This window comes from Nocardioides sp. cx-169 (assembly GCF_021083605.1).
Lineage (GTDB): Bacteria > Actinomycetota > Actinomycetes > Propionibacteriales > Nocardioidaceae > Nocardioides.
The window spans coordinates 13756-38723 of record NZ_JAJNRO010000008.1 but is presented as its reverse complement, the minus strand read 5'-3'; the positions used below and the strand labels follow the sequence as shown (position 1 = coordinate 38723).

The following is a 24968-nucleotide window of genomic DNA, read 5'->3' as shown; positions in this document are numbered from 1 at the left end:
CCCATGCGCTGCTCGCCGTGGTGCTTCTCCGGTGCCCCGCCACCCTCGCCGGGACCTCGCCCAAATAGGTGGCCGCCCCGTGAGCCCGCTCACGTCCCCAGCTACCGGGAGGCCGAGCGCTCGACCGGACGCGTGGGGTCGGTGATCCAGCCGCTCCAGCTCCCGGGGTAGAGGGCGGCGCGGACGCCGGCGACCTCCATCGCCATCAGGTCGTGGGCGGCGGTGACGCCGGAGCCGCAGTACGCCGCCACGTCGGCGCCCGGCACCGCACCGACCTCCGCGTAGAGCGCCCGCAGCTCCTCGGGGCTGCGGAAGAGGCCGTCCTCGGTGAGGTTGCGCGACGTCGGCACGTTGACGGCCCCGGGGATGTGCCCGGCGACCGGGTCGATCGGCTCCACCTCGCCGCGGTAGCGCTCGGCCGCCCGGGCGTCGACCAGGACGTCGACGCCGAGCACCGCGTCGGCGGCCACCGCCGCCATCGCGGGCTGCTCCGAGCGGGTGAAGTCGCCGGGGACCGGCGACACGGGGCCGGTCTCCACCTCTCCCCCGCGGGCGACCCAGGCCGCCAGCCCGCCGTCGAGCACCCGCACGTCCGGGTGCCCGTGGAACCTCAGCAGCCACCAGGCCCGCCCCGCGGCGTGCGCCGACCAGTCGTCGTAGACGACGACGGGTCGGTCGTCGCGGACGCCGAGGCCGCGCATGGCCGCCTCGAAGGCGTCCGGGTCCGGCAGCGGGTGCCGCCCGCCGCTGCCCGCCGGCGACGCGAGGACGGTGTCGAGGTCGACGTAGACGGCGCCGGGCAGGTGGCCGGCGGCGTACTCCTCGGGCCCGGAGGGCCCGCCCAGGCGGTAGCGGACGTCGAGCAGGCTCAGGTCCCCGGGCCTGTCGCCCAGCCGGTCCTGCAGCTCCGCGGTCGAGATCAGCGGGGAGGTCATGGGCCTATCGTGCCGGGTCCGATGACTCGGGGCGCCACCGACGGTCCGGTCTCCATGAGCACCTACCGAGTCACCCTGTCCGTGCCCACCGAGGACCGTCCGCGGGCACACGCCTTCTTCACCGCTCTCGGGTTCGCCACCCCGGGCGAGCCCGCCGACGACGGCGTCCCTGAGCCGCTGCAGGTGGCCGTGAACGACGGGATGCACGTCATGCTCATCCCGACCGGGGGGTTCGGCTGGGTCACAGGAGGCCGGACGACGGCACCGCGCGGCACCGTGGAGTGCCTCGTGAGCCTGGCCGTGGACTCGCAGGCCGCCGTCGACGCCCTCCTCACGGACGTCGCGGCCGCCGGCGGCGAGGTGGTGAGCACCGCCGCGCAGCAGCCCTGGGGCTACACCGGGACGTTCGCGGACCCCGATGGGCACCTGTGGGAGATCACCGCCCCGCCCGCGTGACAGGATGCGCCGCGTGGCGGAACTGCACTTCTTCACCGGGACCATGGACTCGGGCAAGAGCACCTTGGCGCTCCAGACCAACCACAACCATGCGGTCCGTGGTCGGCAGGGCCGGATCTTCACCACCCTCGACCGCGCCGGCACGGCCACGCTCTCCAGCCGGCTCGGCCTGGCCCACGAGGCCATCGAGGTGGCGCGTGACTTCGACTTCTGGCGCTATGTCGTCGATGCGCTCACCCAGGGCGGCCGGATCGACTACCTGATCTGCGACGAGGCCCAGTTCTACACCCGGTCGCAGGTCGACCAGCTCGCCAAGATCGTCGACGAGCTGCAGATCGACGTCTTCGCGTTCGGGATCCTCACCGACTTCCGCACTTCGCTGTTCGAGGGCAGCGCCCGCCTCGTCGAGCTGGCCGACCGGATGAACGTGCTCCAGGTGGAGACCCTGTGCTGGTGCGGCAAGCGCGCCACCCACAACGCCCGGACCGAGGACGGAGTCATGGTCGTCGAGGGCGACGTCATCGTCGTCGGCGACGTCGAGCAGCCCGAGGAGGCCGTCGCCGGCGAGCCGGCCGAGGTCTCCTACGAGGTCCTGTGCCGCCAGCACCACCGGCGCCGGCTGACGGCCGCCCGCGCGCACGCGGTGAGCCTGGCGGCGGAGCCGCTGCCCTTCGGCTGAGCAGCGGCTACCACTCGAGCCCCTGCGCCGCCCAGCCCGGCGAGTCGAGGCGGACCGTCTGGGTGCCCAGCAGCTGACGCAGCGCGCGCTCGACCTCGCCGAGCGTGCCGGCGCCGACCTGCGCCTCCCACCGCGCGCGGAGCTCGTCGAAGACGGCCTCGCCCTCGCGCAGCATGGCCAGGCCGCGCTCGGTGACGTGCAGGCTCAGGCGCCGCCGGTCGGCCGGGTCGGGCTCCCGTACGACGTACCCACGCTCCTCCAGGACCGCGAGCGTCTTGGCCGCCGCCTGCTTGGTGACCGACATCCGCCGGCCGAGCTCGGAGGCGGTGCCGGCGCCGGACAGGATCGCCTGGAGGGCGAAGTCGTGGACGGGGCGGACGTCCTCGTAGCCCCGGGCGGCCAGCTCCACGGTCGCCTGGTCGGCCAGCGCCCGGAAGCCGCCCAGCAGGAGCAGCGCGAGGTCGGCGCCGGATCGGGACATGCGGCAGAGCATACGATCGCCTTGAATAAGACAACCATGTTGTCTACCTTGAAGGACAACCACGTTGTCTAGTCCCTTCTGGAGTCCCCATGGCCCTCACCGCCGCTCCCGGCGCGACCATCCCCGAGGTGACCCACCACCTCACCGACCTCAACGGGACGCGCCTGCACCACGTCTCCGCCGGGTCCAGCGGATCGCCGATCCTGCTGGTGCACGGCTGGCCGGAGACCTGGTGGGCGTTCCACCGGCTGATCCCGATGCTGGCCCACGCGCACCGCGTGATCGCCGTCGACCTGCGTGGGTTCGGCGACTCGGGCAACGCCGATGGGAGCTATGAGGAGGCGGAGTTCGTCGAAGACCTCCACCAGCTCGTGCGGCACCTCGGGGTCGGCCCGGTCCACCTCCTGGTCCAAGACATCAGCGGCGGGGTCGGATTCCAGCTCGCGGCCCGGCACCCGGACGACGTTTCCAGCCTGGTGGCGGTCGAGACCACCCTGGCCGGCTTCGGGCTCGAGTCGCTCGCCGACGTCAACCACGGGGGATCGTGGCACGTCGGGATGCTCGGGGCACCGGGCATCGCCGAGATGCTGCTCCCGGGCCACGAGCGTGAGGTCCTCGACTGGGCCTGGTCGGTCATGACCGTCCCCGGCGTCGTGACCGAGGCCGACGCCGCCGAGTACCTCCGGACCTACACGCGCCCCAACGCCTGGCGCGGAACCGCCGGGCTCTACCGGTCGCTGTTCGTCGACGCCGGTCGCACCAGGGCGCTGGCCGAGGCCGCCCCGCTCACCGTGCCGGTCCTGGCCGTCGACGCCGTCAACGGTCCCTTCACCGAGGCCACGTTCCGGCAGGTCCGCGCGGCTGGGCTCACCTCGGCGCACCTCCAGGGAGTCGGGCACCTGGTCGCCCAGGAGGCGCCCCAGGCGCTCGCCGGTGCTCTGCTCGACTTCACCGCACAAGTGGACGCGAGCGGGGCCTGAGCGGCGCGGCGGTTCAGTCGAGGAGGAGCGGGATCAGCATCTCGTCCTCGGTCAGGGAGCCGTGCAGACCGACCAGCGTGGTCTCGTAGGAGAAGTCCACCGACGACATGACGGCGTGCTCGCCGCGGCTGGCGACGACGACGTCGCCGAGGCGGGGCAGCACCAGCGGGGCGACCGGCCCGAACCAGCCGCGGGCGATGGCGCTGTCGCGGGTCAGCACCTCGGCGCGGTCGCCGAGGTGCTCGCTCCAGGTGGCGACCACGTCGGCGACGGCGCCGCGCTGGCAGTAGAGGTGCCGGAAGCGCGCCTCTCCGCCCAGCATGGCCACCCCGTCCCGCAGCTCGGGGTGCTCGTCGACGTCGGTGCGGTCCTCCGTCGGCGAGTCCACCATGCCGTGGTCGGCCAGGACCAGCAGGCGGGTGTGGCCGGGCAGCGCCTCCCGCAGCTGCTCGGCCTCGGCGTCGATCATCGACAGCTGCATCAGCCACTGGCTCGATCGCACGCCCCAGCGGTGCCCGGTCCAGTCGAGATCGCCGTCGTAGAGGTAGGTCAACGACGGCCGGACCGCGCAGGCCGCGACCGCCGCTGCGATCCGCTCCCCCACTTTGTCGGCGCCGACGTAGTCCGAGCCCCGGTGGGCGGCGACGGTCAGCCCGCTGTCGCGGAACTCGCGTTTGTTGACGGTCGTGACCGGCACGCCGGCCGCCTGCAGCCGCCCGAACGCCGTCTGGTGCGGCTGCCACTCGCGCGGGTCGACGTCCTGGTCCCAGGCCAGCGCGTTGAGCAGGCGATCGGTGCCAGGCACCCGCGAGGTGAACCCCACCAGGCCGTGCGCCCCCGGACCGAGGCCGGTGCCGAGCGAGGTGAGGCTCGTGGCCGTCGTCGAGGGGACGCCCGCGGTCGCCGGTTCCTGGCCGGCCAGCAGGCTCGAGAGGTACGGCGCGGCATGCGCGTAGCGCTCGAGCAGGCGGGCTCCGAGGCCGTCGATCAGGAACACCACGTACGACGCGGCGTCGGGCAGCACCAGCCCGGTCGGCTCCGCGGCGTGCGGCACGCCGAGCGCGGCCGCCACGGCCGGGACGACGTCGCCCAGCGAGCGCTGGCCGTAGGCCGGCTCGTGGAACGTGCTCACCCGGCGTGGGTGCGCGCGGACAGGGACTCGGCGAAGGAGAGCAGACCGGCGACCGCCTCGCCGCCGTCGGCGGCGGCGCTGACGCGCAGCGAGAAGTCGTCGGAGGCCAGGACGCCGGTGTAGCCGTGGTCGGCGTCGCAGTCGGGGTCCGCGCAGCCGGCCGGCTCCAGGTCGATGCGGCTGACGCCGCCCCAGCCGATGGTCATGACGGCCTCGGCCGGAGGCGTCGGGCCCGAGGTCGGGTTGGCCGTCATCCGGGTGACCACGACGGACTTCACCGCCGAGAGCGCGATCGCCTCGGTGGAGGTGGACGTGTAGGGCTCGGGCAGCAGGTCGTCGCCGGCGTGCTCGTCGGTGTGGGCGAGGATCAGCCGCGACGGCGTCAGCACGATCACGCTCTGGTGGCGACGTACCTCGTCGCGCTCGAACGTCGGCTCGTGGTGGACGTAGAAGGACACCACGTGCTCGCCTGCGACCGCCGCCTCGACGCCGTCGGCCACGACCTCGGGGTAGTAACCCGTGCGGTCGATGGCCTCGCGGAGTTCCAGGGTGTGGTCGCGGTCTTCGGTGCGGGTGCTGCGCATGTGGTCAGTCTGTCACGAGGGGTCAGCTGGGCACGGTGTCGCCGGGCAGCTCGGGCATCCGCCGGACGAAGAGGTCCGAGCGCGGGTCGGTCACCGGGTCCACCCGCGCGGTGGCGGTGAGCACGCTGGCACCCGACGTGCCGACCAGGACCAGGGCCAGCTCCAACGCGCTGACCTGCGGCAGGTCGTTCTGCAGCTGGGCGACGCGCGAGATCAGCCGCTCGATCTCCTCGACATCGACCACGTCGGCACCGCGGTAGCCGAACAGCATCGGCGAGCTCTTGATCTCGCGCACCATCGAGGCGGCATCGCGCACGCCCAGAGGCGGGATCCGGTACGACTTGTCGGCCAGCAGCTCGATGATCGGGCCCGAGATGCCGAACGACACGACCGGACCGAACAGCGGGTCCTCGATGCTGCGGATGGACACCGGGACGCCGGGAGGGGCGTTCCTCTGCACCACGAAGCCGGCCGACGCCGGGTCGCCGACCAGCTCGGTGAGTGTGGTCCAGGCATCCAGCATCTCGTCAGGGTTGTCGATGTTGCGCCACACGTGCGCGAGGTCGGGTCGCTCGCGCAGCGGGTGCGCGGTGGCCTTGAGCACGACGTCCCAGCCGAGCTCGTGCCCCGCGGCCTGCGCCTCGCTCAGGGTGGCGACCCGGCGGCACTCCCACAGGTCGATGCCGTAGGCCGCCAGCAGCTCGGCGGTCTGCTCCGGCTCGAGGGCCACCCCCTCGGGGTGCGCGGCGAGCGCCTCGGTGACCAGGCGGCGGGCGCCGGCCAGGTCGACCTCGGCGGGGTCGGGCACGGACCCGTCGGGGGTGCGCAGCCACACGGCGTAGTCGACGACCCGGGCGAGGGCACGCACCGCCGCCTCGACCGCGGGGTACGACGGCACCGAGCCGCGCCCGGCGGTGGAGCCGGCGACGTCGGGCACCCGCAGCAGCTCCGGCACGCCCTCGGCCCCCAGGAACGAGGACACGAGCGGCTTGTCGGACTGCTCGCCCACGGCGGCCAGCACGTTGGCGACGTCCTCGCCGGAGACGTTGAGCGGCGGGATGTAGACCGCGATCACCGAGTCGATGTCCGGGTCGTCGATGGCCGCGTCGAGGGCGTCCTCGAAGTCGTCGGCGGTCGCCTCCGCGCCCAGGGCGACCGACTTGTTGACCACCAGGCCCACGGAGACCGCGGCGTCGACTGCCAGCAGCCCGAGCGCGTCGGAGTTGCCGACCACCGCGACCCGGCGACCGCGCGGCAGCGGCTGGTGGGCCAGCAGCTGGGCGACGTCGAACATCTCCTCGAGCGTGTCCACCTGGATCACCCCGGCCTGGCGGAACATCGCGTCCACCGCCTGGGGCGGCGCGGCGATCCGGCGTACGGAGTGCCCCATCGGGACGCCCTGGGTGGTGCGGCCCGAGCGCACCGCGATGATGGGCTTGCGCAGCGAGACCCGACGAGCGATCCGAGAGAACTTGCGCGGGTTTCCGATCGACTCCAGGTAGAGCAGGACGACCTCGGTGGAGTCGTCCTCCTCCCAGTACTGCAGCAGGTCGTTGCCGGACACGTCGGCGCGGTTGCCGGCGCTGACGAACGTGGAGAGCCCCAGGCCGCGGTTCTTCACCTTCTCCAGGATCGCCGACCCGAGCGCACCGGACTGGCAGAAGAAGCCCGCGCGGCCGCGCGCCGGCATCACCGACGACAGCGAGGCGTTGACCGACACCGTCGGGTCGGTGTTGATGACGCCCAGGCAGTTGGGCCCGATCAGGCGCAGCCCGTAGGAGCGGGACAGACCGACGAGGCGGCGCTGGCGCTTGCGGCCCTCGTCGCCGGTCTCCGCGAAGCCCGAGGACACGACGATCAGCCCGTGCACGCCCTTGGCGGCACAGTCCAGGACGACGTCCTCGACGGCGTCGGCCGGCACGGCGACGATCGCGACGTCCACGTCGTCGGGGATCTCCCCCACCGACTTGTACGCCGGCATCCCGGAGACCGCCGAGGCGCTCTGGTTGACGACGTACACGCGGCCGGTGAAGTCGCCGGTCACGAGGTTGCGCACCAGCGTCTGGCCGATCGTGTCCTGGCGGCGGCTGGCGCCGATGACCGCGACGGAGCGCGGGTTGAAGAACCGCTCGATCGAGGCCGCCTCCGCGCGATGCTCGCGCCCGCGCATGACCCCGATGGCGGTCTCGGTGGGGTCGATGGAGAACTCCAGCATGAGGACGCCCTCCTCGTACTCGCTGGCGATGCGGTACCCGGCGTCGCGGAAGGTCTGGATCATGCGGTGGTTGTCGGGCAGCACCTCGGCGGTGAACCGCTCGACGCCGCGCTCGCGCCCAGCCTGCGCGAGGTGCTCGAGGAGCAGCTGGGCGATCCCGCGGCCGTGGTGGCGGTCCTCGACCAGGAACGCCACCTCCGCCTCGCCGGGAGCGACGACGTCGAAGCGTCCCACCGCGATCATCTGGCCCTGCAGCATGAGCACCAGGGCCACCCGCTTCTGGTGGTCGACGCGGGTGAAGCGCTTCACGTCGCGCTCCGACAGCGTCGGCATCGGGCTGAAGAAGCGGTAGTACTTCGACTGGTCCGAGACCCGCGAGTAGAACTCGACCAGCAGGTCGGCGTCCTCCGGCTGGATGGGCCGGATGTGCGCGGTCCGCCCGTCGCGCAGGAGGACGTCGGCCTCCCAGTGACGAGGCGCGCTCGGCACGATCGTCTCCTCGGTCGTCTCGGCGCTCACGGTGGGCAATCTATCCCGTCGCGGGTGTACGGCGTGCCACCTCGAGGTGGCCGCGAGACGCGGGGGACAATGCCCGCATGGCACGTCGTAGTCCCCAGCCCCCGCTCCCCGACGACTTCGAGGAGCACATCCTCGACATCGACGTCGGGGACGAGATGCGCTCCTCGTTCCTCGAGTACGCCTACTCCGTCATCTACTCCCGGGCCCTGCCCGACGCGCGCGACGGCCTCAAGCCGGTGCAACGCCGGATCCTGTACACGATGAACGAGATGGGGCTGCGCCCCGACCGGGGGCACGTCAAGAGCGCCCGTGTGGTCGGCGAGGTGATGGGTCGCCTGCACCCCCACGGCGACGGTGCCATCTACGACGCGCTGGTGCGCATGACCCAGCCGTTCTCGCTGCGCCTGCCCACGGTCGACGGCCACGGCAACTTCGGCTCCCCGGACGACTCCCCCGCAGCCATGCGCTACACCGAGTGCCGCATGGCGCCCGCCGCCGTCGCGATGACCGCCTCCATCGACGAGGACACCGTCGACTTCAAGCCCAACTACGACTCCCGCGAGATGGAGCCGTCGGTCCTGCCGGCCGCGATCCCGCACCTAGTCGTCAACGGCACCACCGGCATCGCCGTCGGCATGGCCACCAACTGCGCCCCGCACAACCTGGTCGAGGTCGTACAGGCGCTGCGGCACCTGATCACCCACCCCAAGGCCACCATCGACGACCTGATGCGGTTCATCCCCGGTCCCGACCTGCCCACCGGCGGCAAGATCGTCGGTCTCGACGGCATCCGCGACGCCTACGAGACCGGCCGGGGCACGTTCAAGATGCGCGCCAGCGCGCGCGTCGAGACCATCGGGCGCCGCAAGGGGATCGTGGTGACCGAGCTGCCCTACGGCGTCGGCACCGAGAAGGTCGTCGAGCGGATCAAGGCGCTGGTGCAGGGCAAGAAGCTGCAGGGCATCTCCGACATGAAGGACCTCACCGACCGCGAGCACGGGCTGCGCCTGGTGATCGAGATCAAGAACGGCTTCGTGCCGGAGGCGCTGCTCGAGCAGCTCTACCGCCAGACCCCGATGGAGGACTCCTTCGGCATCAACAACGTCGCGCTCGTCGACGGCCAGCCCCGCACGCTCGGCCTCAAGGAGATGCTCGAGGTCTTCCTGCACCACCGCTACGACGTCGTACGCCGTCGCTCGCAGTTCCGCCGCAACAAGCGCGCCGAGCGCCTGCACCTCGTGGACGGCCTGCTGGTCGCGCTGCTCGACATCGACGAGGTCATCCAGGTGATCCGCACCAGCGACGACACCGCCACGGCCCGGGAGCGGCTGATGTCGGTCTTCGACCTGACCGTGGCGCAGACCGACTACATCCTGGAGATGCAGCTGCGCCGGCTCACCCGCTTCAGCCGGATCGAGCTGGAGGAGCAGCAGGAGGAGCTGCGCCGCGAGATCGAGGAGCTCGACGCGATCCTCGGCGACGAGAAGCTGCTGCGCAAGGTCGTCGGCGACGAGTTGGCCGAGGTCGCCAAGACCTACGGCACCCCGCGCCGCACCGTCCTGCTCGAGTCGGCCGGGACGACCGTCACGGCCGCCTCTGTCTCCCTCGAGGTGCCAGACGACCCGTGCTTCGCGCTGATGTCGGCCAGCGGCCTGCTCGCCCGTACCTCGAGCGCCGAGCCGGTCGGCTCCGGCGGCGCGCGCACCAACCACGACGTGGTGGTCTCGGCGGTGGCGACGACGGCCCGCGGGGAGATCGGCGTGCTGACCTCCGCGGGCCGCGTGCTGCGCCTGGGCGTCCTCGACCTGCCCGCCATCCCCGCCTCCGCCAACGACCCCAACCTGCAGGGTGGCCTGCCGCTGAGCGAGGTGCTGCCCCTCGGCACAGGCGAGCGCGCGCTGGGGCTGTGCACGCTGGTGGCCGATGGTCCGGGCCTGGCGCTCGGCACCCGCAAGGGCATCGTCAAGCGGGTCAACCCCGAGGTCCTGGGCAAGGACGAGTGGGAGGTCATCCGCCTCGAGGAGGGCGACGAGGTCGTGGGCGCGGTGCAGCTGCGCACCGGAGCCGAGACGCTGTGCTTCATCACCACCGCCGCCCAGCTTCTGCACTTCGGTGCCGACGCCGTCCGGCCCCAGGGGCGGGGCGGCGGCGGGATCGCCGGCGTCCGCCTGGCCGGGGACGAGGCGGTCGCGTGGTTCGGTGTCGTCGACGACCCCGAGCACTCGGTCGTGGTCACCGCCTCCGGCTCCTCCACGGCGCTGCCCGGCACGGAGCCGGGGCTGGTGAAGGTCACGCCGTTCACCGAGTACCCCGCCAAGGGCCGCGCCACCGGCGGGGTGCGCTGCCACCGCTTCCTCAAGGGCGAGGACACCCTGGTCTTCGCGTGGGCCGGCGTCGCCCCGGCCCGCGCCGCCGCCGCCAGCGGTGCGCCCGTGGAGCTGCCGGAGGCCAACGGTCGCCGCGACGGGTCCGGTCTGCCCGGCTCCCAGCCGATCGCCGCCTGCGCGGGTCCGCTGTCCGCGCGGATCGGCGTGCCGGCCGACACCGATGTGGAAGGCTGACCGCATGCGTTCCCGCCTGGCCGCGCTGGCCGTCCCCGCTCTCCTGCTCGCCCTCTCCGCCTGCGGCGCTGACAGCGACGAGGGCGGCTCCGAGGACCGCCCCCCGGAGGAGGTCCTGGCCTCGGCCAAGGCGGAGCTCGACGACACCGCCGGCGTCATGATCACCCTCGAGACCAGCGACCTGCCCGACGGCGTGACCGGCATCCTGGCCGCCGAGGGCGTCGGCACGCACGCGCCGGCCTTCGACGGCACCATCGACGTCTCGATCTCCGCCGGCCAGTTCCAGGTGCCGGTGATCGCCGTCGACGGCAAGGTCTACGCCGAGATCCCGCTCAGCCCGGGCATGCAGGAGGTTGACCCCGGCGAGTACGGCGCGCCCGACCCGGCGCAGCTGATGAGCCCCGACAAGGGCTTCTCCTCGCTGCTGCCCGCGACCGAGGCGCTCGAGAAGGGCGAGTCCATCCGCGGGGGCGAGGGCAACAAGGAGATCTTCACCGAGTACTCCGGCACGGTCCCGGGGACCGTCGTGAAGAACGTCATCCCGGGCTCCACCGGCGACTTCGACGTCACCTACACCGTCTCCGACTCCGGTGAGCTGCGCTCGGCCGTGCTGACCGGCGCTTTCTACCAGGGCGCGGACTCGATGACCTACACCCTCACGTTCGACGACTACGGCACCGAGAAGGACATCACCGCGCCGTGACTCGCTCCCCGCGGTGGTTGCTCGGCCTGGCCGCGGTAGCCGTGGCGTTCGCCGCCGCCGACACCTACGTCGTCGTGCTGGCGCTGCCCGAGATGGTCGGCGCCGTCGGCGTCTCCACCGAGGAGCTGCAGCGGGCCGCCCCGATCATCTCGGGGTTCCTGCTGGGCTACGTCGCGATGCTGCCGCTGATCGGGCGGATCGCGGACCTCCGCGGCCGGGTGCCGGTGCTGGTCGCCGCCCTGGTGCTCTTCGCGCTGGGCTCGCTGGTGACGACGCTCGCCTACGACATGCCGAGCATGGTCGCCGGCCGGTTCCTGCAAGGACTCGGCGGCGGCGGGCTGGTCCCCGCCACCCTGGCGCTGGTCGCCGACCTGTACCCCCGCGAGCGCCGCGGCGTACCGCTCGGCGTGGTCTCCGCCGTCCAGGAGATCGGCAGCGTCATCGGACCGCTGTTCGGTGCCGCCGTCCTCGCCGTCGCCGACTGGCGGATGATCTTCGTGATCAACCTGGTCGTCGGGCTGGTCCTCGCCGCGGCCATCCGGACCCTGCGAGACCCCTCGGTGGTCGAGGTGCGAGCGGAGCGAGCCTCGAGACCCCCCGACCTGGTCGGCGCCCTCTTCCTCCTGACCTGTCTCGGCTCCGGGGCGCTGGTGTTCCTGCAGCCGTCGGAGCTTCAGCGCGACCTGACCTGGGGACAGATCTTCATCCCGTTCGCCGGCGACGGGCGGTGGCTGACCCCGGTCGGGGCGACCGCGATGGTGGCCGGCCTGCTCTTCGTCGTCCGCTGCTTCACCGCCCGGCGCCCCCTCGTCGACGGACCGAGCTGGGTGCGCAGCATGCGGGACGCCGACCTCGGTGGCGCGCTGTTCTTGGCGGTGGCCCTCGGCGGGGTGATCCTCGCCTTCGCGACGGCCGATCCCAAGATCCAGCTCTTCGCCGACCAGGGCTACTGGTACCTCACCGGCTCCGCGATCGCCACGCTCGCCCTCGTCGTGCACCTGCGCCGTACGCCGTCCCCCCTCGTCCCCCGCGGGGCCTTGCGCCGTACTCCGGCGTGGGGCGCCATCCTGGTCAGCTTCTTCGTCGGCGCGGCGCTGATCGCGGCCCTGATCGACATCCCGCTCTTCGCGCGCACCACCGTGCACCGCGACTCCCAGCTGATGGCGGCCCTGGAGCTCGTGCGGTTCCTCGTCGCCCTGCCCGTCGGGGCGGTCGTCGGCGGCTACCTGACGCGTCGCTCCAGCGCCGGGCTCATCACCGCGGCGGGGATGGTCATGGCGGCGGTGGGCTTCGTGCTGATGACCCGCTGGGACATCACCAGCCTGGAGTCGTTCCACTCCGACCTGACCCTGGTCCTGTGCGGCTTCGGGTTCGGCCTCGCGCTCGCGCCGGTCAACGCCGCGATCCTGGCCAGCACCGACGACGACGTGCACGGCGTGGCGAGCGCCATGGTCGTCGTGGCCCGGATGGTGGGCATGCTCGTGGGGATCTCGGCGCTGACCGCGATCGGGCTGCGCCGCTACTACACCTACCTGGAGGACCATCCGATGCCGCCGGCGCGCGAGGTGTGCGACGGCAAGACCCGCTGCCAGGCGTTCAGCGATCTGCTCGCCGGCGCCGGCATCCCCCAGGAGCACGCCGTCTTCGCCGGGGCAGCGGTGTGCGCCGTGCTGGCGGCGGCCTGCGCCCTCGTGGTCTTCCGGGGCGCGCCGACCCGCTCCCTCAGCCCCGCCGACGTGTTGCGCGCCGGCGGGTGAGCAACACCACCGTCCACATGCTCGTCCGCCACTGACCTGTCCTCGCGGCGTCCGATAGGTTCGCGCTCGTGGCCGACTTCGACGATCTTCTTGCCGCCAACCGCGACTTCGCCTCCGACTTCTCCCTCAGCGGGTTCGACGGCGTCGCCCATGCGGGCGTCGCGATCGTGACCTGCATGGACTCGCGCATCGACCCGCTGGGCATGGTCGGGCTCAAGCCCGGCGACGCCAAGATCTTCCGCAACCCGGGCGGACGGGTGACGCCCCAGGCCCTGGAGGCGCTGGTGCTCGGCACCCACCTCCTCGGGGTGGAGCGGATCCTGGTGGTCCCGCACACCCGCTGCGCCATGGCCAGCCACACCGAGGAGGAGATCCGCGAGCGGGTCTCGGCCTCCTCCGGCCAGGACGCCTCCTGGCAGAGCTTCGGTGTCATCACCGACCAGCTGCAGGCCCTGCGCGAGGACATCGCCAAGATCCGGACCCACCCGCTCATCCCGGCCGACACCGTCGTCGGCGGGTTCGTCTACGACGTCGACACCGGTCTGCTCGAGCGGCACCTCTGAGGCGGGCAGCGCTCGAAGCGCCCGCGAAGTACCGGCTGCCGTCGGCTTCGCCGGTGCACCGGGGCGGGCGCATCGCAGCCCACTCCCCCACCCGCCGCATGCCTCCGGCGCGGCGGGCAGGGCCGGCCGGTCGGGACCCGGAAGGTGCCCTCGGCCGGTGCGGCAGCGGGGTCAGGTCTGCCCCGGCGCCGCGGACCTCACGTTCTCGGCCGAGGACCGGCCCTCCTCCTGGACCCGGCCGGCGGACTCCTGGGCGGTCTGGGTCACCTGCTGGGCGGCGTCGGTGGCCGACTCCTTGAGGTGGTCGCCGACCTCCTGCCCCACCGACTTGGCCTGCTCGACCAGCGGCTGGCCGTGCTCCTTGGCGGCGTCCACCACCTGCTGCGAGACACGCGTCTCAGCCCTGCTGGCGGGGATCAGGCCGGCGATGACCAGCCCCGCCCCGAAGGCGACGAGGCCGGCCGCGAGCGGGCTGCCCTCGACGGAGTCGCCCGCGCTGCTGACGGCGCTCTTGGCGCCCTCCTTAGCGCTGCCGGCGGCGCCCTTGACGCTGTCGGCGGCGCCGGTCATCGACGACTGCGCCGACCCGGCAGCCGACTGGGAGCTGCCCATGATGCGGTCCCTGACCCCGAGCACGCGGTTGCGGGCGGCGGTCTTGCGGCGCTCTACGATGGCGGCCGGACTGACCCGGTCCTGCAGCGCGTCCAGGTCGTTCGCGAGACTCTCGCGAGTGCCTGCGATCTCGGTGTTCAGCTCTTCTGTGCTTTGGCCCATTGGACATCCTCCTTGAGGGACTGCTGCGTCTGCGGCAGTTGCGGGTTGCTCTTGTCGAGCGACTTCTTGCCGACGAGGGCGAGTACGACGGCCACCACGGCCCAGACCACCATCACGATCAGCGCGGCCAGCCAGGCGTCCATCGCCTCGTCCAGGGCGAACAACGCGGCCAGGGAGAGGAACAGCAGCACGAAGTAGCCGGCCACCCCCGCGCCGCCGAGCAGGCCGGCACCCTTGCCCGCCTTGCTCACCTCCTGCTTCATCTCGGTCTTGGCCAGGTCCATCTCCTGCCGGATCAGGGTCGTGAGGTCCTGGGTGACGTCGCTGACGATCTGCCCCAGGCTGCGCTGTTCCTCGACACCTCCATCTGCGGCCGACCCGCCGTCGTACGGCGGGGTCGTGGAGGTCACGGTGTGTACCCCTGCCGCGGCGTGGAGAGCGGTCCGGAGTCCGCCGGCTCCGACAGCGGTGTCGCGCCCAGCGGGTCGCTGGAGACGGGGGCCGTCGACTGCGGCTGCCCCACCGTGGGCTGGCCGGTGCCCGCGACGGGGTCGTCTACGGGAGGCGGGGGCGCGGGCGACGTCGGCGGCACGACGGTCGTGGGCGCGGGCGTCGCGGCTGTCACCGGCATCACGCCGGTGCCCGAACCGGTGCCCGAGCCGGTGCCCGAGTCGGTGCCCGAGCCGGCGTCCTTCGCGTCCTTGGCACCCCGCGCCAGACGTCCGGCCACAACGCCCGCGGTCAGCGCGCCCAGGAGGAACACCCCGGGGCGGCGGCGGGCGAACGAGCGGACGTCGTCGAGCAGGTCCGCAGGCTCCCGGCCGTCCAGGTGGTCGCCGAGGCTGCGGGCCCGGTCGGCGACCTGGCGCGCGACGTCGGAGGCGAGGCCAGGGCTCGTCGACTGCTCAGCCATCTGGTGCAGGTCGTCGCTGAAGCTGCTCAGGGTGTCGACCAGGCGGTCGCGCTGCGTGCGCGACTGCTCGTCCACCTGGGCGAGCGCCTCGTCGAGGAGACCGCGGGCGTGGTCCTTGGCCTCGCTCGCGATCTTGGCGGCCTCCTCGCCGGCGACGCTCGCGACGTGCGACGCCTCGTCGGCGGCGGTGGAGGCGGTCTGGCTGGCCGCGTGCTTGGCGTCTTGCGCCTTCTCCGCGACTCCCGACGACGACTCGTCGGTCGTCGATGGCGTGCTCGGTGTGGTGCTCATGGCGGCTCCTCATCGTTGCTGGAGGAGCCGAGTACCCACCGGGTCGCGACCTAGCCCGGATCTGGCGGGTTCCACCCATTCGGGTGACCCGCAGCACGCTCAGGCGTCGAGCGCCTCCACGTCCACCTCGTAGGCGCCCTGCACGATGAACTCCTTGCGCGGGGCGACGTCGGAGCCCATGAGCAGCTCGAAGACCTGGGCTGCGGCGTCGGCGTCGTCGACGGTGATCCGGCGCAGCGTACGGCGGCGGGGGTCCATGGTGGTCTCGGCCAGCTGATCGGCGTCCATCTCACCGAGCCCCTTGTAGCGCTGGACCGGGTCCTTCCACTTCACGTTCTTCTTCTTCAGCTCGGCGAGCTTGCGCTGCAGCTCGTCGTCGGAGTACGTGTAGACGTACTTCTCCTGGCCCTTCTTCGGCGCCGAGATCTCGATGCGGTGCAGCGGCGGCACCGCGGAGTAGACGCGGCCCTCGGCGATCAGGTCGGGCATGTACTTGAAGAACAGCGTCGCCAGCAGGCAGCGGATGTGCGCGCCGTCGGAGTCGGCGTCGGCCATGAAGATGATCCGGCCGTAGCGGCGCGCCTCGAGCTCGAAGGTCCGCCCGGAGCCTGCTCCGACGACCTGGATGATCGAGGCGCACTCGGCGTTCTTGAGCATGTCGCCCACGGAGGCCTTCTGGACGTTGAGGATCTTGCCGCGGATCGGCAGCAGGGCCTGGAACTCCGAGTTGCGCGCGAGCTTCGCGGTGCCGAGCGCGGAGTCACCCTCGACGATGAACAGCTCGGTGCGGTCGTTGTCGTTGGCGCGGCAGTCGGCGAGCTTGGAGGGCAGCGCCGAGGACTCCAGCGCGTTCTTGCGGCGCTGGGTCTCCTTGTGCTGACGCGCGGCCAGGCGGGTCTTGGAGGCGGCCACCACCTTCTCCATGAGGAGCTTGGCCTGCGCCTTCTCGGCCCGCTTGGAGGAGGTGAGGAAGTTCTTCAGCTCCGCCGACACCACCCGGCGTACGACGGAGCGCACCGCGGGCGTACCGAGGATCTCCTTGGTCTGGCCCTCGAACTGCGGCTCGGCCAGTCGCACGGTCACCACCGCGGTGAGTCCCTCGAGGACGTCGTCCTTGATGACGTCGTCGTCGTTGACCTTGAGCGCCTTGGTGGCCCGCATCGCGTCGTTGAAGGTCTTGGTGAGCGCTGACTCGAAGCCGCTCACGTGCGTGCCGCCCTTCGGGGTGGCGATCACGTTGACGAACGAGCGCAGCTCGGTGTCGTAGCCGGTCCCCCAGCGCGCCGCGATGTCCACGGTCAGCTCGCGCTCGACCTCCTGGGGCGTCATGTGCCCCTGGGCGTCGAGCATCGGCACCGTCTCGGTGAAGGTGTCCATGCCCTGGAGTCGCAGGATGTCGGTGACCGGCTCGTCGCTGGCGAGGTACTCGGCGAACTCCGCGATGCCTCCGTCGTGGCGGAACTTCTCCTCGACCGGCACCTCGCCGCGCAGGTCGCGGATGACCAGCTCGAGGCCGGGCACGATGAACGAGGTCTGCCGGGCCCGGCCCAGCAGCCCCTCGAACTCGAAGGTGGCGTCCTTGGTGAAGATCTGGCGGTCCGGCCAGAACCGGATCCGGGTGCCGCTCTTGCCCTTGGCGACCTTCTTGCCCTTGCGGGTCAGGCCCGAGCGCGGCGTGAAGGGCGCCGCGGGGCCCTCGCCGTCGAAGACGCCGGGGTTGCCCCGGCTGAAGCTCAGCCCCTGCTGGGCGGGCGCCCGGTCGACGTCGATGTCCATGCGCGAGGACAGGGCGTTGACCACCGAGAGGCCGACGCCGTGCAGGCCACCGGTCGCGACGTAGGACCCGCCGCCGAACTTGCCGCCGGCGTGGAGCTTGGTGGCCACGACCTCGACGCCGGGCAGTCCGGTCTTGGGCTCCTTGTCGGTGGGGATGCCGCGGCCGTCGTCGTGGACCTCCACCGAGTCGTCGGCGTGCAGCGTGACCTCGACCCGGTGCGCGGAGCCGGCCAGCGCCTCGTCGACGCCGTTGTCGATGATCTCCCACAGGCAGTGCATGAGGCCGCGGGTGTCGGTCGAGCCGATGTACATCCCCGGTCGTTTGCGCACCGCCTCCAGTCCCTCGAGGACGAGGAGGTGCGCGGCGTTGTAGGTGTTGTCGGCGATCGTGGGGCTCCTGGCAGGTGTGACACGTACGGGCTCTCTTCGTCCTCGAATCTACCCGCGACACGCCGTACGCCGGTGAAGGCTCGCCTGCTCGCCCCGCCCTACGGTGGGCGGACAGCCTGCTCGTGGGGCCGACGTCACGATGTGGACACGATCGGTGCTCGGAAGGACCGTTCGACAGCACTCCCACCACCCGAACGTCACACTCAAGAGCAGATCAGCAAGCCGTCTCCTCCCCAGGTCGCCGTTCCAGGGCGTGGGAACCGGGGAAACGGGGAATGACCAGCCGTGATTGGATCGAGGTGTCCCAGGACACCTGGCGCAGGGACCGGCGCAGGGAATGTTGTCTCCCCTCGCTAGGTTTGAAAGAGACACCACCCGAGAAATGAGGCCGACGTGACAACTGCTGTTGCCCCTAGTGCTCCTCTGACTGCCGAGGACCGCTGCGACCGTTGCGGTGCGCAGGCCTACCTGCGTGTCGAGCTCCAGACCGGCGGCGAGCTCCTCTTCTGTGCCCACCACGCGCGTGAGCACGGCGACAAGCTCAAGGAGGTCGCCATCAACCTGATCGACGAGACCCACAAGCTCACCACCCCGGCAACGACGCCGCGAGACGAGCACTGACCCTCGCACCGACGACTTCTCGATGGCCCCTGACGCGAGTCGGGGGCCATCGGCCATTTCGGGGCACCCCGGCATGACAGGGTGTGCCGCGTGAGCCTCCTCGATGTCCTGGTCGCCGTGGCGATCGCCGTCGGCCTGGCCGGCATCCTGGTCCCGGTCCTGCCCGGGTCGATCCTGATCCTGGCCGCGGTCCTCGTCTGGTCGGTCGACGTGGGCAGTGCGCTGGCGTGGACGGTGTTCGCCGTGGTCACCCTGCTGCTCGTGCTGGGCGGGATCGTGAAGTACGTCGTGCCGGGCCGACGGCTGAAGACCGCGGGCGTCCCGGCCTCGACCCAGTGGGCGGGAGCCGGGCTCGCCGTCGTGGGCTTCTTCGTGGTGCCCGTCGTCGGCATCTTCCTGGGCTTCGTGCTCGGCATCTACCTGGCCGAGCTCCGACGTGTGGGCTCCGCCCAGGCCTGGCCCTCGACGACGCACGCCCTGCGCGCCGTCGGGCTGAGCGTGCTGATCGAGCTGACCGCCGGGGTGCTGGCGGCCGGCACCTGGGTCGTCGGAGCGGTGCTGGCCTGAAATGGCGCTGCTGCTCTCGCTGGCCGCCGCCGCGTCGTACGGCCTCTCGGACTTCATCGGCGGGGTCGCCTCCAAGCGGGTGACACCCTGGACGATCGCGCTCGTCGGCCAGGTCGCCGGCTCGCTGCCGTTCCTCGTGGCCGGGCTCCTCGGCGACGGGTCGTTCGGCCCCGCGGTTCTGGGCTGGAGCGTGCTCGCGGGCCTCGGCAACGGGCTCGGCACGGCGTTCCTCTACCGAGGGCTGTCGTCGGGGCGCATGGGCGTCGTGGCCCCAGTGTCGGGGGTAGGGGCGGCACTGCTCCCGATCTCCGTGGGCCTGGTCACCGGGGAGCGGCCCTCCACCCTGGTCTGGCTCGGCATCGTGGCGGCGATCCCGGCGATCTGGCTGGTCGCCCGGGAGCCGGTCACCGGCTCCTCCACGGGGGGCACCGGCCTCATCGACGGTGTCCTGGCCGGCGTCGGCTTCGGCGTCCTGTTCTCCGCCCTCGCGCAGATCCCCGAGGATGCCGGGCTGGTCCCGTTGGCGCTCAACCAGCTGGTCGCCGCCGTTGTGATCGTCCTGGTCGCCGCCCTGCTGCGGGCGCCGTGGGTCCCCCGCCGCCCTGCCGCGCTGCTGGGAGTCGTCAGCGGCTGTCTCGGTGCCGCCGCCACGGCACTGTTCCTCGTGTCCTCACGCGACGGCAGCCTCACCGTCGCGGCCGTCATCACCTCGCTCTACCCCGCGTTCACCGTGCTGCTCGCGCTGTCGGTGCTGCGCGAGCGCGTGCATCGAGCTCAGGCCGTGGGGCTGTCACTGTGCGCGGTGACGGTGGTGCTGGTGGCATTGGGGTGACCGGGTCAGCGAGACCTGCGTCCGCTCGCCGAGACGAAGACAGCGACGATCGGCTCATGGGGTCTCCTCCACTCGGGGTCTTCGCGGTCCCTACCCAGCTGGCGCGGCGCCCCACCGCACGCCCGGCGACTGACGGGGCCGGACTCTGGGTACCGTCACCGCGTGACCCAGACCCCCGACGAGGCACGTGACCCGCTGCTCGGCCAGCCCGAGGAGCCACCGCGCGCGGTGCCCCCTCCCGAGCAGCCGGCGCGCGCGGAGCCGCCCCGTCGCGACGTCGACGACCCGCTGCGCGGCTCCCGGACCAGCGGCTTCTGGGTCGCCGTCGTCGGGCTCGGCCTGGTGCTCCTGCTGCTGATCATCTTCATCGCGCAGAACACGCGGAGCACGACCGTGTCGTTCCTGGCGTGGGACGGGCAGGTCCCGGTGGCCGTCGCCATCCTCATCGCCGCCGTGGCGGGGCTGTTCCTGGCGGGCCTCGCCGGGACGATGCGGATCCTGCAGCTGCGCCGTCGGGTGCGGCGCACCCGGGGCTGAGCGCCGCTGACGCACGACGAAGGCCCGGCCGCTGAGCGGCCGGGCCTTCGTGCGTGCTCGGTGCGGGTGCCGCCTCAGTCCAGGTAGTCGCGCAGGACCTGGGAGCGGCTCGGGTGGCGCAGCTTGGACATGGTCTTCGACTCGATCTGCCGGATCCGCTCGCGGGTCACGCCGTAGACCTTGCCGATCTCGTCGAGGGTCTTGGGCTGGCCGTCGGTGAGGCCGAAGCGCATCGAGACGACGCCGGCCTCGCGCTCCGAGAGGGTGTCGAGCACCGCGTGCAGCTGCTCCTGCAGGAGGGTGAAGCTGACCGCGTCGGCCGGGACGATGGCCTCGGAGTCCTCGATCAGGTCACCGAACTCGGAGTCGCCGTCCTCGCCCAGCGGCGTGTGCAGGGAGATGGGCTCGCGGCCGTACTTCTGGACCTCGATGACCTTCTCCGGGGTCATGTCGAGCTCCTTGGCCAGCTCCTCCGGGGTGGGCTCGCGGCCCAGGTCCTGGAGCATCTGGCGCTGGACGCGCGCGAGCTTGTTGATGACCTCGACCATGTGCACCGGGATGCGGATGGTGCGGGCCTGGTCGGCCATGGCGCGGGTGATCGCCTGGCGGATCCACCAGGTCGCGTAGGTCGAGAACTTGTAGCCCTTGGTGTAGTCGAACTTCTCGACCGCGCGGATCAGACCGAGGTTGCCCTCCTGGATCAGGTCCAGGAACAGCATCCCGCGGCCGGTGTAGCGCTTGGCCAGGGAGACCACGAGACGCAGGTTGGCCTCGAGCAGGTGGTTCTTGGCGCGACGGCCGTCCTCCGAGATCCACTCGAGCTCCTCGAGGAGCTTGGGCGAGATCTTGCCGCCCTTGGCGAGCTTCTCCTCGGAGAAGAGGCCGGCCTCGATGCGCTTGGCGAGCTCGACCTCCATCTCGGCGTTGAGGAGCGGCACCTTGCCGATCTGCTTGAGGTAGTCCTTGACCGGGTCGGCGGTCGCGCCCGCGACCATGACCTGCTGCTCCGGCTCGTCGGTGTCGTCGGCCGCGGACACGACGAAGGTGGCCGACTTCTCGTCCTCGACGATGGTCGGGTCCGCCTTGACGTCCTTCTCGAACTCCTCGTCGGGGATGTCGGGGAGGATCTTCTTGCCGTCGGCGTCGACCACCACGATCGGCTCCGCCGTCGGGGCCGTCTGGGCCGCGTCGGTCGCCGCACCCTTCTTGGCGGTCGTCTCGGCCGGCTGCTCGGCGGCGGCCTTCTTCTTGGCCGGGGCCTTCTTCGCAGGCGCCGTCGCCGTGGTGGTCTTGCGGGGGCTCCCGGCGGCCGCGACGCGGGCGCCGCCGGCCGGCATGGCCACCGAGATGCCCTCCGAGCTCAGGTGCGCGAGCAGGGCCTTGAGATGGCGCGGTTCGACCGCGGCCGCCTCACTCGCCTGCCTGACCTGCTCCGGGGTCACGCTGGCGGTCGGGGCTGCCTGCTGGATCAGCGCCTCGACAGCGGGGTGGGACAGGACGTCGGCAGGGATCTTGCGCGCGCTCGAAGACACGAACACCTCTCGTCAAGCTGGCATTGGGCGCGGCAAGACCCGGTGTCGTCAAGAGCCGCTGATTCATTCTGCCACGGGCCGGGTGAGGTCCTCACATGGACCCGCGAACCCGTGGAGATCACTCGGACGCGGTGGCCGCCTTGGCCGCCGCCTTCTGCTGCTTCTTGTGCTCGCGCACCTTCTGCAGCGAGGCCGCGTCGACGACGTCGGCCACCGACCGGTAGCCGTCCAGGGCGTAGTCCCCCACGGCCTCCTCCCAGCCCGCCGGCCGTACGTCGAGCTGCTTGGCCAGCAGCGCGGTGAAGATCCGCGCCTTCTGCTTGCCGAAGCCGGGCAGCTCCATGACCCGCTTGAGCAGGTCCTTGCCGTCGGCGGCCTCGGTCCACATCCGCTCGGCGTGACCGTCGTACCGCTCCGACACGAGCCGCGCGAGCTCCTGCAGCCGCGCCGCCATCGAGCCCGGGAAGCGGTGCACCGCCGGAGGCGTGGCGCACAGCGCCGCGAACTCCTCCGGGTCGGCCGCGGCGATCGCCTCCGGGTCGAGGGTGCCGAAGCGCTCCAGCACCTTCGCCGGACCGCGGAAGGCGTGCTCCATCGGGTACTGCTGGTCGAGCATCATCCCCACCAGCAGGGCGAACGGGTCGTCGGTGAGGACCTGGTCGGCGTCGTCGTCGCCGGTGATGCGGATCGAGGGCATGCGCCCATCCTGCCCCAGCCCGGCTAGCGGGTGGGGCGGTCCCGCCAGGCGCCGGTGGCCCACAGCGCCCAGGCCACGAGCAGCGGCTGGAAGAACAGCCGCACGAAGCGCTTGCGGTCCGTGTCCAGCCCGAAGGCGTCGGTGTGCTCGAGGTACTGCGCGATGTTGCCCGGGAAGATCGCGACGAAGAACGCCGCCACGAGCAGCCCGACCCCGATCCGGCCGCGACCGAAGGCGACGAGGGCGGCGCCGAGGCTGATCTCCATGACGCCGGACACCAGGACGACCGGGTCGTCGGAGACGGGGAACCAGTCGGGCACCTGCGCGACGAACTCCTCGCGGGCGAAGGTCAGGTGGCTGACGCCCGCGAAGACCAGGATCGCGCCCAGCAGCATCCGGGCAGCGGTGCGCGGGCGCGACGTGGGCGGCGCTTGCCAGAGGCTCATGCCTCGACCCTAGGGCTAGGACCACCGTGCGGCGCTGCGTCGGAGGCCGGGCCGGCGGCGTACGCACGCTGAACGCCCAGGAGATGGGGCCCCGCACGTGGGACCGGAGCCGGGCCGGCGCAGCTCGCACCCTTCGACCCGCCGAGGTAGCCGTCGGCCCGGGCCGGGACAATGACAGGGCGCCCCGACCTCCGGGGCACGACGAGGACGAGGAGCAGAACCGGTGCCGGGACTGGACGAGAAGCTGGTGGACGTCTACGACGAGGTGCTGCGACGCAACCCGGGCGAGACGGAGTTCCACCAGGCCGTGCACGAGGTGCTGGACAGTCTGGGCCCGGTCGTGGCCAAACACCCTCACTACGCCGACGCGGCGATCATCCGGCGGCTGTGCGAGCCGGAGCGCCAGATCATCTTCCGCGTCCCTTGGGTCGACGACGCCGGCCGGATCCAGCTCAACCGCGGCTTCCGCGTCGAGTTCAACTCGGCCCTGGGTCCGTACAAGGGCGGTCTGCGCTTCCACCCCAGCGTCAACCTGGGCATCGTGAAGTTCCTGGGCTATGAGCAGATCTTCAAGAACTCCCTGAGCGGCATGCCGATCGGCGGCGGCAAGGGCGGCTCCGACTTCGACCCCAAGGGGCGCAGCGAGGGCGAGGTGATGCGCTTCTGCCAGGCGTTCATGACCGAGCTGTACCGCCACATCGGGGAGTACACCGACGTCCCGGCGGGCGACATCGGGGTCGGCGGCCGGGAGATCGGCTACCTGTTCGGCCAGTACAAGCGGATCACCAACCGCTACGAGTCCGGCGTGCTGACCGGCAAGGGCCTGGCGTGGGGCGGCTCCCGGGTGCGCACGGAGGCGACCGGCTACGGCACCGTCTTCTTCGTCCAGGAGATCCTCAAGACCCGCGGGGAGTCGCTGGACGGCAAGCGCGTGGTGGTGTCCGGCTCCGGCAACGTGGCGACGTATGCGATCGCCAAGGTCCAGGAGCTCGGCGGCACCGTCGTCGCCTGCTCCGACTCCGGCGGGTACGTCGTCGACGAGCAGGGCATCGACCTGGCCACCGTGCAGGAGATCAAGGAGGAGCGACGGGCCCGGATCTCGACCTACCTCGAGCACCACCCCCACGCCCAGTACGTCGAGAACCACTCGGTGTGGCAGGTCCCCTGCGACATCGCGTTGCCCTGCGCCACGCAGAACGAGCTCAACGGCACCGACGCCGCCGCCCTCATCGCCCACGGCTGCTCGGTCGTCGCCGAGGGCGCCAACATGCCGTGCACCCCCGAGGCGGTGCGGGCGTTCGCCGAGGCGGGCGTGACCTTCGCGCCCGGCAAGGCCGCCAACGCCGGCGGGGTCGCGACGAGCGCCCTGGAGATGCAGCAGAACGCCTCACGCGACTCCTGGACCTTCGAGCACACCGAAGAGCGGCTCGCCGGGATCATGCGCGGGATCCACGACCGCTGCCTGAGCACCGCCGACGAGTACGGCAGCCCCGGCAACTACGTCGCCGGCGCCAACATCGCCGGCTTCACGCAGGTCGCCGACGCCATGGTGGCCCTCGGCGTCATCTGAGGACCGGGTCGGTCGACTCAGTCGGCCTTGACCGCCAACACCGGGCAGTGGGCGTCGAGCAGGACCCGCTGGGCGTTCGAGCCCAGGATCAGCTTGCCGACCGGGGTGCGCCGGCGCAGGCCGATGACGACCAGCTCGGCGGAGTTGGCCTCGGCGATGCTGAGCAGGTCCTCAGCCGGCTCGAAGCCGCGCACCAGCTGGCGCAGCTCGTAGGTCACGCCCGCCGCGTCGAGCGTGGCGCGGACCGCGGCCATGTCGCTGTCGAGCTGCGCCGCCGCGGACTCGTCGTAGGCCGCGCCGCCGCGATGGGAGTTGACGACCACGAGGCTCGCGCCCCTCAGCTTGGCCTCGGAGATCGCCTGCGCGAGTGCAGCCTCACCCTCGGGCTTGGGCACGTAACCGACCACGACTTTTCCCATGGCGGGCAGGCTACCGGGTCCCGAGGCTCGCGCGGGAC

25 protein-coding genes are annotated in these 24968 nt (G+C 71.9%); 12 read left to right on the top strand and 13 right to left on the bottom strand.

The annotated features are described in order from the left end of the window. Window positions 1–101: 101 nt before the first annotated feature. The gene (locus LRP67_RS12350) at window positions 102–935 is read right to left on the bottom strand and encodes a sulfurtransferase (RefSeq protein ID WP_231270474.1); all 834 of its coding nucleotides are present in this window, start codon (window positions 933–935) and stop codon (window positions 102–104) included. 54 nt (window positions 936–989) lie between these two features. Here LRP67_RS12350 and LRP67_RS12345 point away from each other — a divergent pair, with 54 nt between their 5' ends. Next, entirely contained in the window at window positions 990–1391 is a 402-nt protein-coding gene (locus LRP67_RS12345) for a VOC family protein (protein WP_231270473.1), read from the top strand. A gap of 13 nt (window positions 1392–1404) precedes the next feature. Beyond that, window positions 1405–2070 carry a thymidine kinase gene (locus tag LRP67_RS12340; protein WP_231270472.1) on the top strand — a complete coding sequence of 222 codons (666 nt, stop codon included), beginning with the start codon at window positions 1405–1407 and terminating at the stop codon, window positions 2068–2070. A gap of 7 nt (window positions 2071–2077) precedes the next feature. On the opposite strand, the gene LRP67_RS12335 is transcribed toward LRP67_RS12340, so the two are convergent. Continuing rightward, window positions 2078–2551, bottom strand: a complete 474-nt coding sequence (locus LRP67_RS12335; RefSeq protein ID WP_231270471.1) for a MarR family winged helix-turn-helix transcriptional regulator — start codon at window positions 2549–2551, stop codon at window positions 2078–2080. An 89-nt stretch (window positions 2552–2640) separates the two neighbouring features. Here LRP67_RS12335 and LRP67_RS12330 point away from each other — a divergent pair, with 89 nt between their 5' ends. After that, a complete protein-coding gene (locus tag LRP67_RS12330; protein ID WP_231270470.1) occupies window positions 2641–3531 on the top strand; it encodes an alpha/beta fold hydrolase in 891 nt (296 codons plus the stop codon). Between the two features lie 13 nt (window positions 3532–3544). Here the strand turns inward: LRP67_RS12330 and LRP67_RS12325 are convergent, their stop codons facing one another. Genes LRP67_RS12325 through LRP67_RS12315 form a run of 3 tightly spaced genes read right to left on the bottom strand, consistent with a single transcriptional unit; the run spans window position 3545 to window position 7981 of the window. Continuing rightward, window positions 3545–4663 (bottom strand): alkaline phosphatase family protein, encoded by a 1119-nt coding sequence (locus tag LRP67_RS12325; RefSeq protein WP_231270469.1) that lies wholly within the window; start codon window positions 4661–4663, stop codon window positions 3545–3547. Then, on the bottom strand, window positions 4660–5247 hold the full coding sequence (locus LRP67_RS12320) for a DUF5998 family protein (protein WP_231245048.1): 588 nt from the start codon (window positions 5245–5247) through the stop codon (window positions 4660–4662). Before LRP67_RS12320 ends, LRP67_RS12325 begins: the two co-directional genes overlap by 4 nt. Before the next feature lie 22 nt (window positions 5248–5269). Further along, complete coding sequence (locus LRP67_RS12315) at window positions 5270–7981, bottom strand: bifunctional GNAT family N-acetyltransferase/acetate--CoA ligase family protein (protein WP_231270468.1); 2712 nt, start codon at window positions 7979–7981, stop codon at window positions 5270–5272. Between the two features lie 77 nt (window positions 7982–8058). Here LRP67_RS12315 and LRP67_RS12310 point away from each other — a divergent pair, with 77 nt between their 5' ends. The 4 genes from LRP67_RS12310 to LRP67_RS12295 all read left to right on the top strand — a co-directional run bounded on the left by LRP67_RS12310 (window position 8059) and on the right by LRP67_RS12295 (window position 13565). Beyond that, window positions 8059–10542, top strand: coding sequence for a DNA topoisomerase (ATP-hydrolyzing) subunit A (locus LRP67_RS12310; RefSeq protein WP_231270467.1), 2484 nt, complete (start codon window positions 8059–8061; stop codon window positions 10540–10542). A 4-nt stretch (window positions 10543–10546) separates the two neighbouring features. Further along, window positions 10547–11245 carry an LppX_LprAFG lipoprotein gene (locus LRP67_RS12305; protein ID WP_231270466.1) on the top strand — a complete coding sequence of 233 codons (699 nt, stop codon included), beginning with the start codon at window positions 10547–10549 and terminating at the stop codon, window positions 11243–11245. Further along, window positions 11242–13002, top strand: coding sequence for an MFS transporter (locus tag LRP67_RS12300; RefSeq protein WP_231270465.1), 1761 nt, complete (start codon window positions 11242–11244; stop codon window positions 13000–13002). The genes LRP67_RS12305 and LRP67_RS12300 overlap by 4 nt, the downstream gene beginning before the upstream one ends. Window positions 13003–13070: 68 nt before the next feature. After that, window positions 13071–13565 (top strand): carbonic anhydrase, encoded by a 495-nt coding sequence (locus LRP67_RS12295; protein WP_231270464.1) that lies wholly within the window; start codon window positions 13071–13073, stop codon window positions 13563–13565. A gap of 171 nt (window positions 13566–13736) precedes the next feature. Here the strand turns inward: LRP67_RS12295 and LRP67_RS12290 are convergent, their stop codons facing one another. The 4 genes from LRP67_RS12290 to LRP67_RS12275 all read right to left on the bottom strand — a co-directional run bounded on the left by LRP67_RS12290 (window position 13737) and on the right by LRP67_RS12275 (window position 17757). Beyond that, a complete protein-coding gene (locus LRP67_RS12290; RefSeq protein ID WP_231270463.1) occupies window positions 13737–14339 on the bottom strand; it encodes a DUF3618 domain-containing protein in 603 nt (200 codons plus the stop codon). Beyond that, on the bottom strand, window positions 14315–14749 hold the full coding sequence (locus LRP67_RS12285) for a phage holin family protein (protein WP_231270462.1): 435 nt from the start codon (window positions 14747–14749) through the stop codon (window positions 14315–14317). The genes LRP67_RS12290 and LRP67_RS12285 overlap by 25 nt, the downstream gene beginning before the upstream one ends. Continuing rightward, window positions 14746–15543, bottom strand: a complete 798-nt coding sequence (locus tag LRP67_RS12280) for a hypothetical protein (protein WP_231270461.1) — start codon at window positions 15541–15543, stop codon at window positions 14746–14748. The genes LRP67_RS12285 and LRP67_RS12280 overlap by 4 nt, the downstream gene beginning before the upstream one ends. A 99-nt stretch (window positions 15544–15642) precedes the next feature. After that, window positions 15643–17757, bottom strand: coding sequence for a type IIA DNA topoisomerase subunit B (locus LRP67_RS12275; protein ID WP_374107420.1), 2115 nt, complete (start codon window positions 17755–17757; stop codon window positions 15643–15645). A gap of 345 nt (window positions 17758–18102) precedes the next feature. Here LRP67_RS12275 and LRP67_RS12270 point away from each other — a divergent pair, with 345 nt between their 5' ends. The 4 genes from LRP67_RS12270 to LRP67_RS21875 all read left to right on the top strand — a co-directional run bounded on the left by LRP67_RS12270 (window position 18103) and on the right by LRP67_RS21875 (window position 20266). Further along, window positions 18103–18330, top strand: a complete 228-nt coding sequence (locus LRP67_RS12270; RefSeq protein ID WP_231245039.1) for a hypothetical protein — start codon at window positions 18103–18105, stop codon at window positions 18328–18330. Between the two features lie 90 nt (window positions 18331–18420). After that, a complete protein-coding gene (locus LRP67_RS12265) occupies window positions 18421–18897 on the top strand; it encodes a DUF456 domain-containing protein (protein ID WP_231270460.1) in 477 nt (158 codons plus the stop codon). 1 nt (window position 18898) lies between these two features. Continuing rightward, the gene (locus tag LRP67_RS12260) at window positions 18899–19729 is read left to right on the top strand and encodes a DMT family transporter (protein WP_231270459.1); all 831 of its coding nucleotides are present in this window, start codon (window positions 18899–18901) and stop codon (window positions 19727–19729) included. A 162-nt stretch (window positions 19730–19891) separates the two neighbouring features. Continuing rightward, window positions 19892–20266, top strand: a complete 375-nt coding sequence (locus LRP67_RS21875) for a lipopolysaccharide assembly protein LapA domain-containing protein (RefSeq protein WP_231270458.1) — start codon at window positions 19892–19894, stop codon at window positions 20264–20266. A 74-nt stretch (window positions 20267–20340) separates the two neighbouring features. Here the strand turns inward: LRP67_RS21875 and LRP67_RS12250 are convergent, their stop codons facing one another. The 3 genes from LRP67_RS12250 to LRP67_RS12240 form a co-directional block, all read right to left on the bottom strand. After that, window positions 20341–21804 (bottom strand): RNA polymerase sigma factor, encoded by a 1464-nt coding sequence (locus tag LRP67_RS12250; RefSeq protein ID WP_231270457.1) that lies wholly within the window; start codon window positions 21802–21804, stop codon window positions 20341–20343. A gap of 112 nt (window positions 21805–21916) precedes the next feature. Then, the gene (locus LRP67_RS12245) at window positions 21917–22495 is read right to left on the bottom strand and encodes an HhH-GPD-type base excision DNA repair protein (RefSeq protein ID WP_231270456.1); all 579 of its coding nucleotides are present in this window, start codon (window positions 22493–22495) and stop codon (window positions 21917–21919) included. A 23-nt stretch (window positions 22496–22518) separates the two neighbouring features. Further along, the gene (locus tag LRP67_RS12240; RefSeq protein ID WP_374107419.1) at window positions 22519–22890 is read right to left on the bottom strand and encodes a hypothetical protein; all 372 of its coding nucleotides are present in this window, start codon (window positions 22888–22890) and stop codon (window positions 22519–22521) included. Between the two features lie 274 nt (window positions 22891–23164). Here LRP67_RS12240 and gdhA point away from each other — a divergent pair, with 274 nt between their 5' ends. Further along, window positions 23165–24511, top strand: a complete 1347-nt coding sequence (gene gdhA / locus LRP67_RS12235) for an NADP-specific glutamate dehydrogenase (protein WP_374107417.1) — start codon at window positions 23165–23167, stop codon at window positions 24509–24511. A gap of 17 nt (window positions 24512–24528) precedes the next feature. Here the strand turns inward: gdhA and LRP67_RS12230 are convergent, their stop codons facing one another. Beyond that, window positions 24529–24930: a universal stress protein gene (locus tag LRP67_RS12230; RefSeq protein WP_231270455.1), complete on the bottom strand. Its 402-nt coding sequence runs from the start codon at window positions 24928–24930 to the stop codon at window positions 24529–24531. Between the last annotated feature and the right edge of the window lie 38 nt (window positions 24931–24968).

Coding starts and splice junctions, on each gene's coding strand:
- LRP67_RS12350 (WP_231270474.1), bottom strand. CDS start 935: ATGACCTCCCCGCTGATCTCGACCGCGGAGCTGCAGGACCGGCTGGGC.
- LRP67_RS12345 (WP_231270473.1), top strand. CDS start 990: ATGAGCACCTACCGAGTCACCCTGTCCGTGCCCACCGAGGACCGTCCG.
- LRP67_RS12335 (WP_231270471.1), bottom strand. CDS start 2,551: ATGTCCCGATCCGGCGCCGACCTCGCGCTGCTCCTGCTGGGCGGCTTC.
- LRP67_RS12330 (WP_231270470.1), top strand. CDS start 2,641: ATGGCCCTCACCGCCGCTCCCGGCGCGACCATCCCCGAGGTGACCCAC.
- LRP67_RS12320 (WP_231245048.1), bottom strand. CDS start 5,247: ATGCGCAGCACCCGCACCGAAGACCGCGACCACACCCTGGAACTCCGC.
- LRP67_RS12310 (WP_231270467.1), top strand. CDS start 8,059: ATGGCACGTCGTAGTCCCCAGCCCCCGCTCCCCGACGACTTCGAGGAG.
- LRP67_RS12305 (WP_231270466.1), top strand. CDS start 10,547: ATGCGTTCCCGCCTGGCCGCGCTGGCCGTCCCCGCTCTCCTGCTCGCC.
- LRP67_RS12290 (WP_231270463.1), bottom strand. CDS start 14,339: ATGGGCCAAAGCACAGAAGAGCTGAACACCGAGATCGCAGGCACTCGC.
- LRP67_RS12280 (WP_231270461.1), bottom strand. CDS start 15,543: ATGAGCACCACACCGAGCACGCCATCGACGACCGACGAGTCGTCGTCG.
- LRP67_RS12260 (WP_231270459.1), top strand. CDS start 18,899: ATGGCGCTGCTGCTCTCGCTGGCCGCCGCCGCGTCGTACGGCCTCTCG.
- LRP67_RS12245 (WP_231270456.1), bottom strand. CDS start 22,495: ATGCCCTCGATCCGCATCACCGGCGACGACGACGCCGACCAGGTCCTC.
- LRP67_RS12240 (WP_374107419.1), bottom strand. CDS start 22,890: ATGCTGCTGGGCGCGATCCTGGTCTTCGCGGGCGTCAGCCACCTGACC.
- LRP67_RS12230 (WP_231270455.1), bottom strand. CDS start 24,930: ATGGGAAAAGTCGTGGTCGGTTACGTGCCCAAGCCCGAGGGTGAGGCT.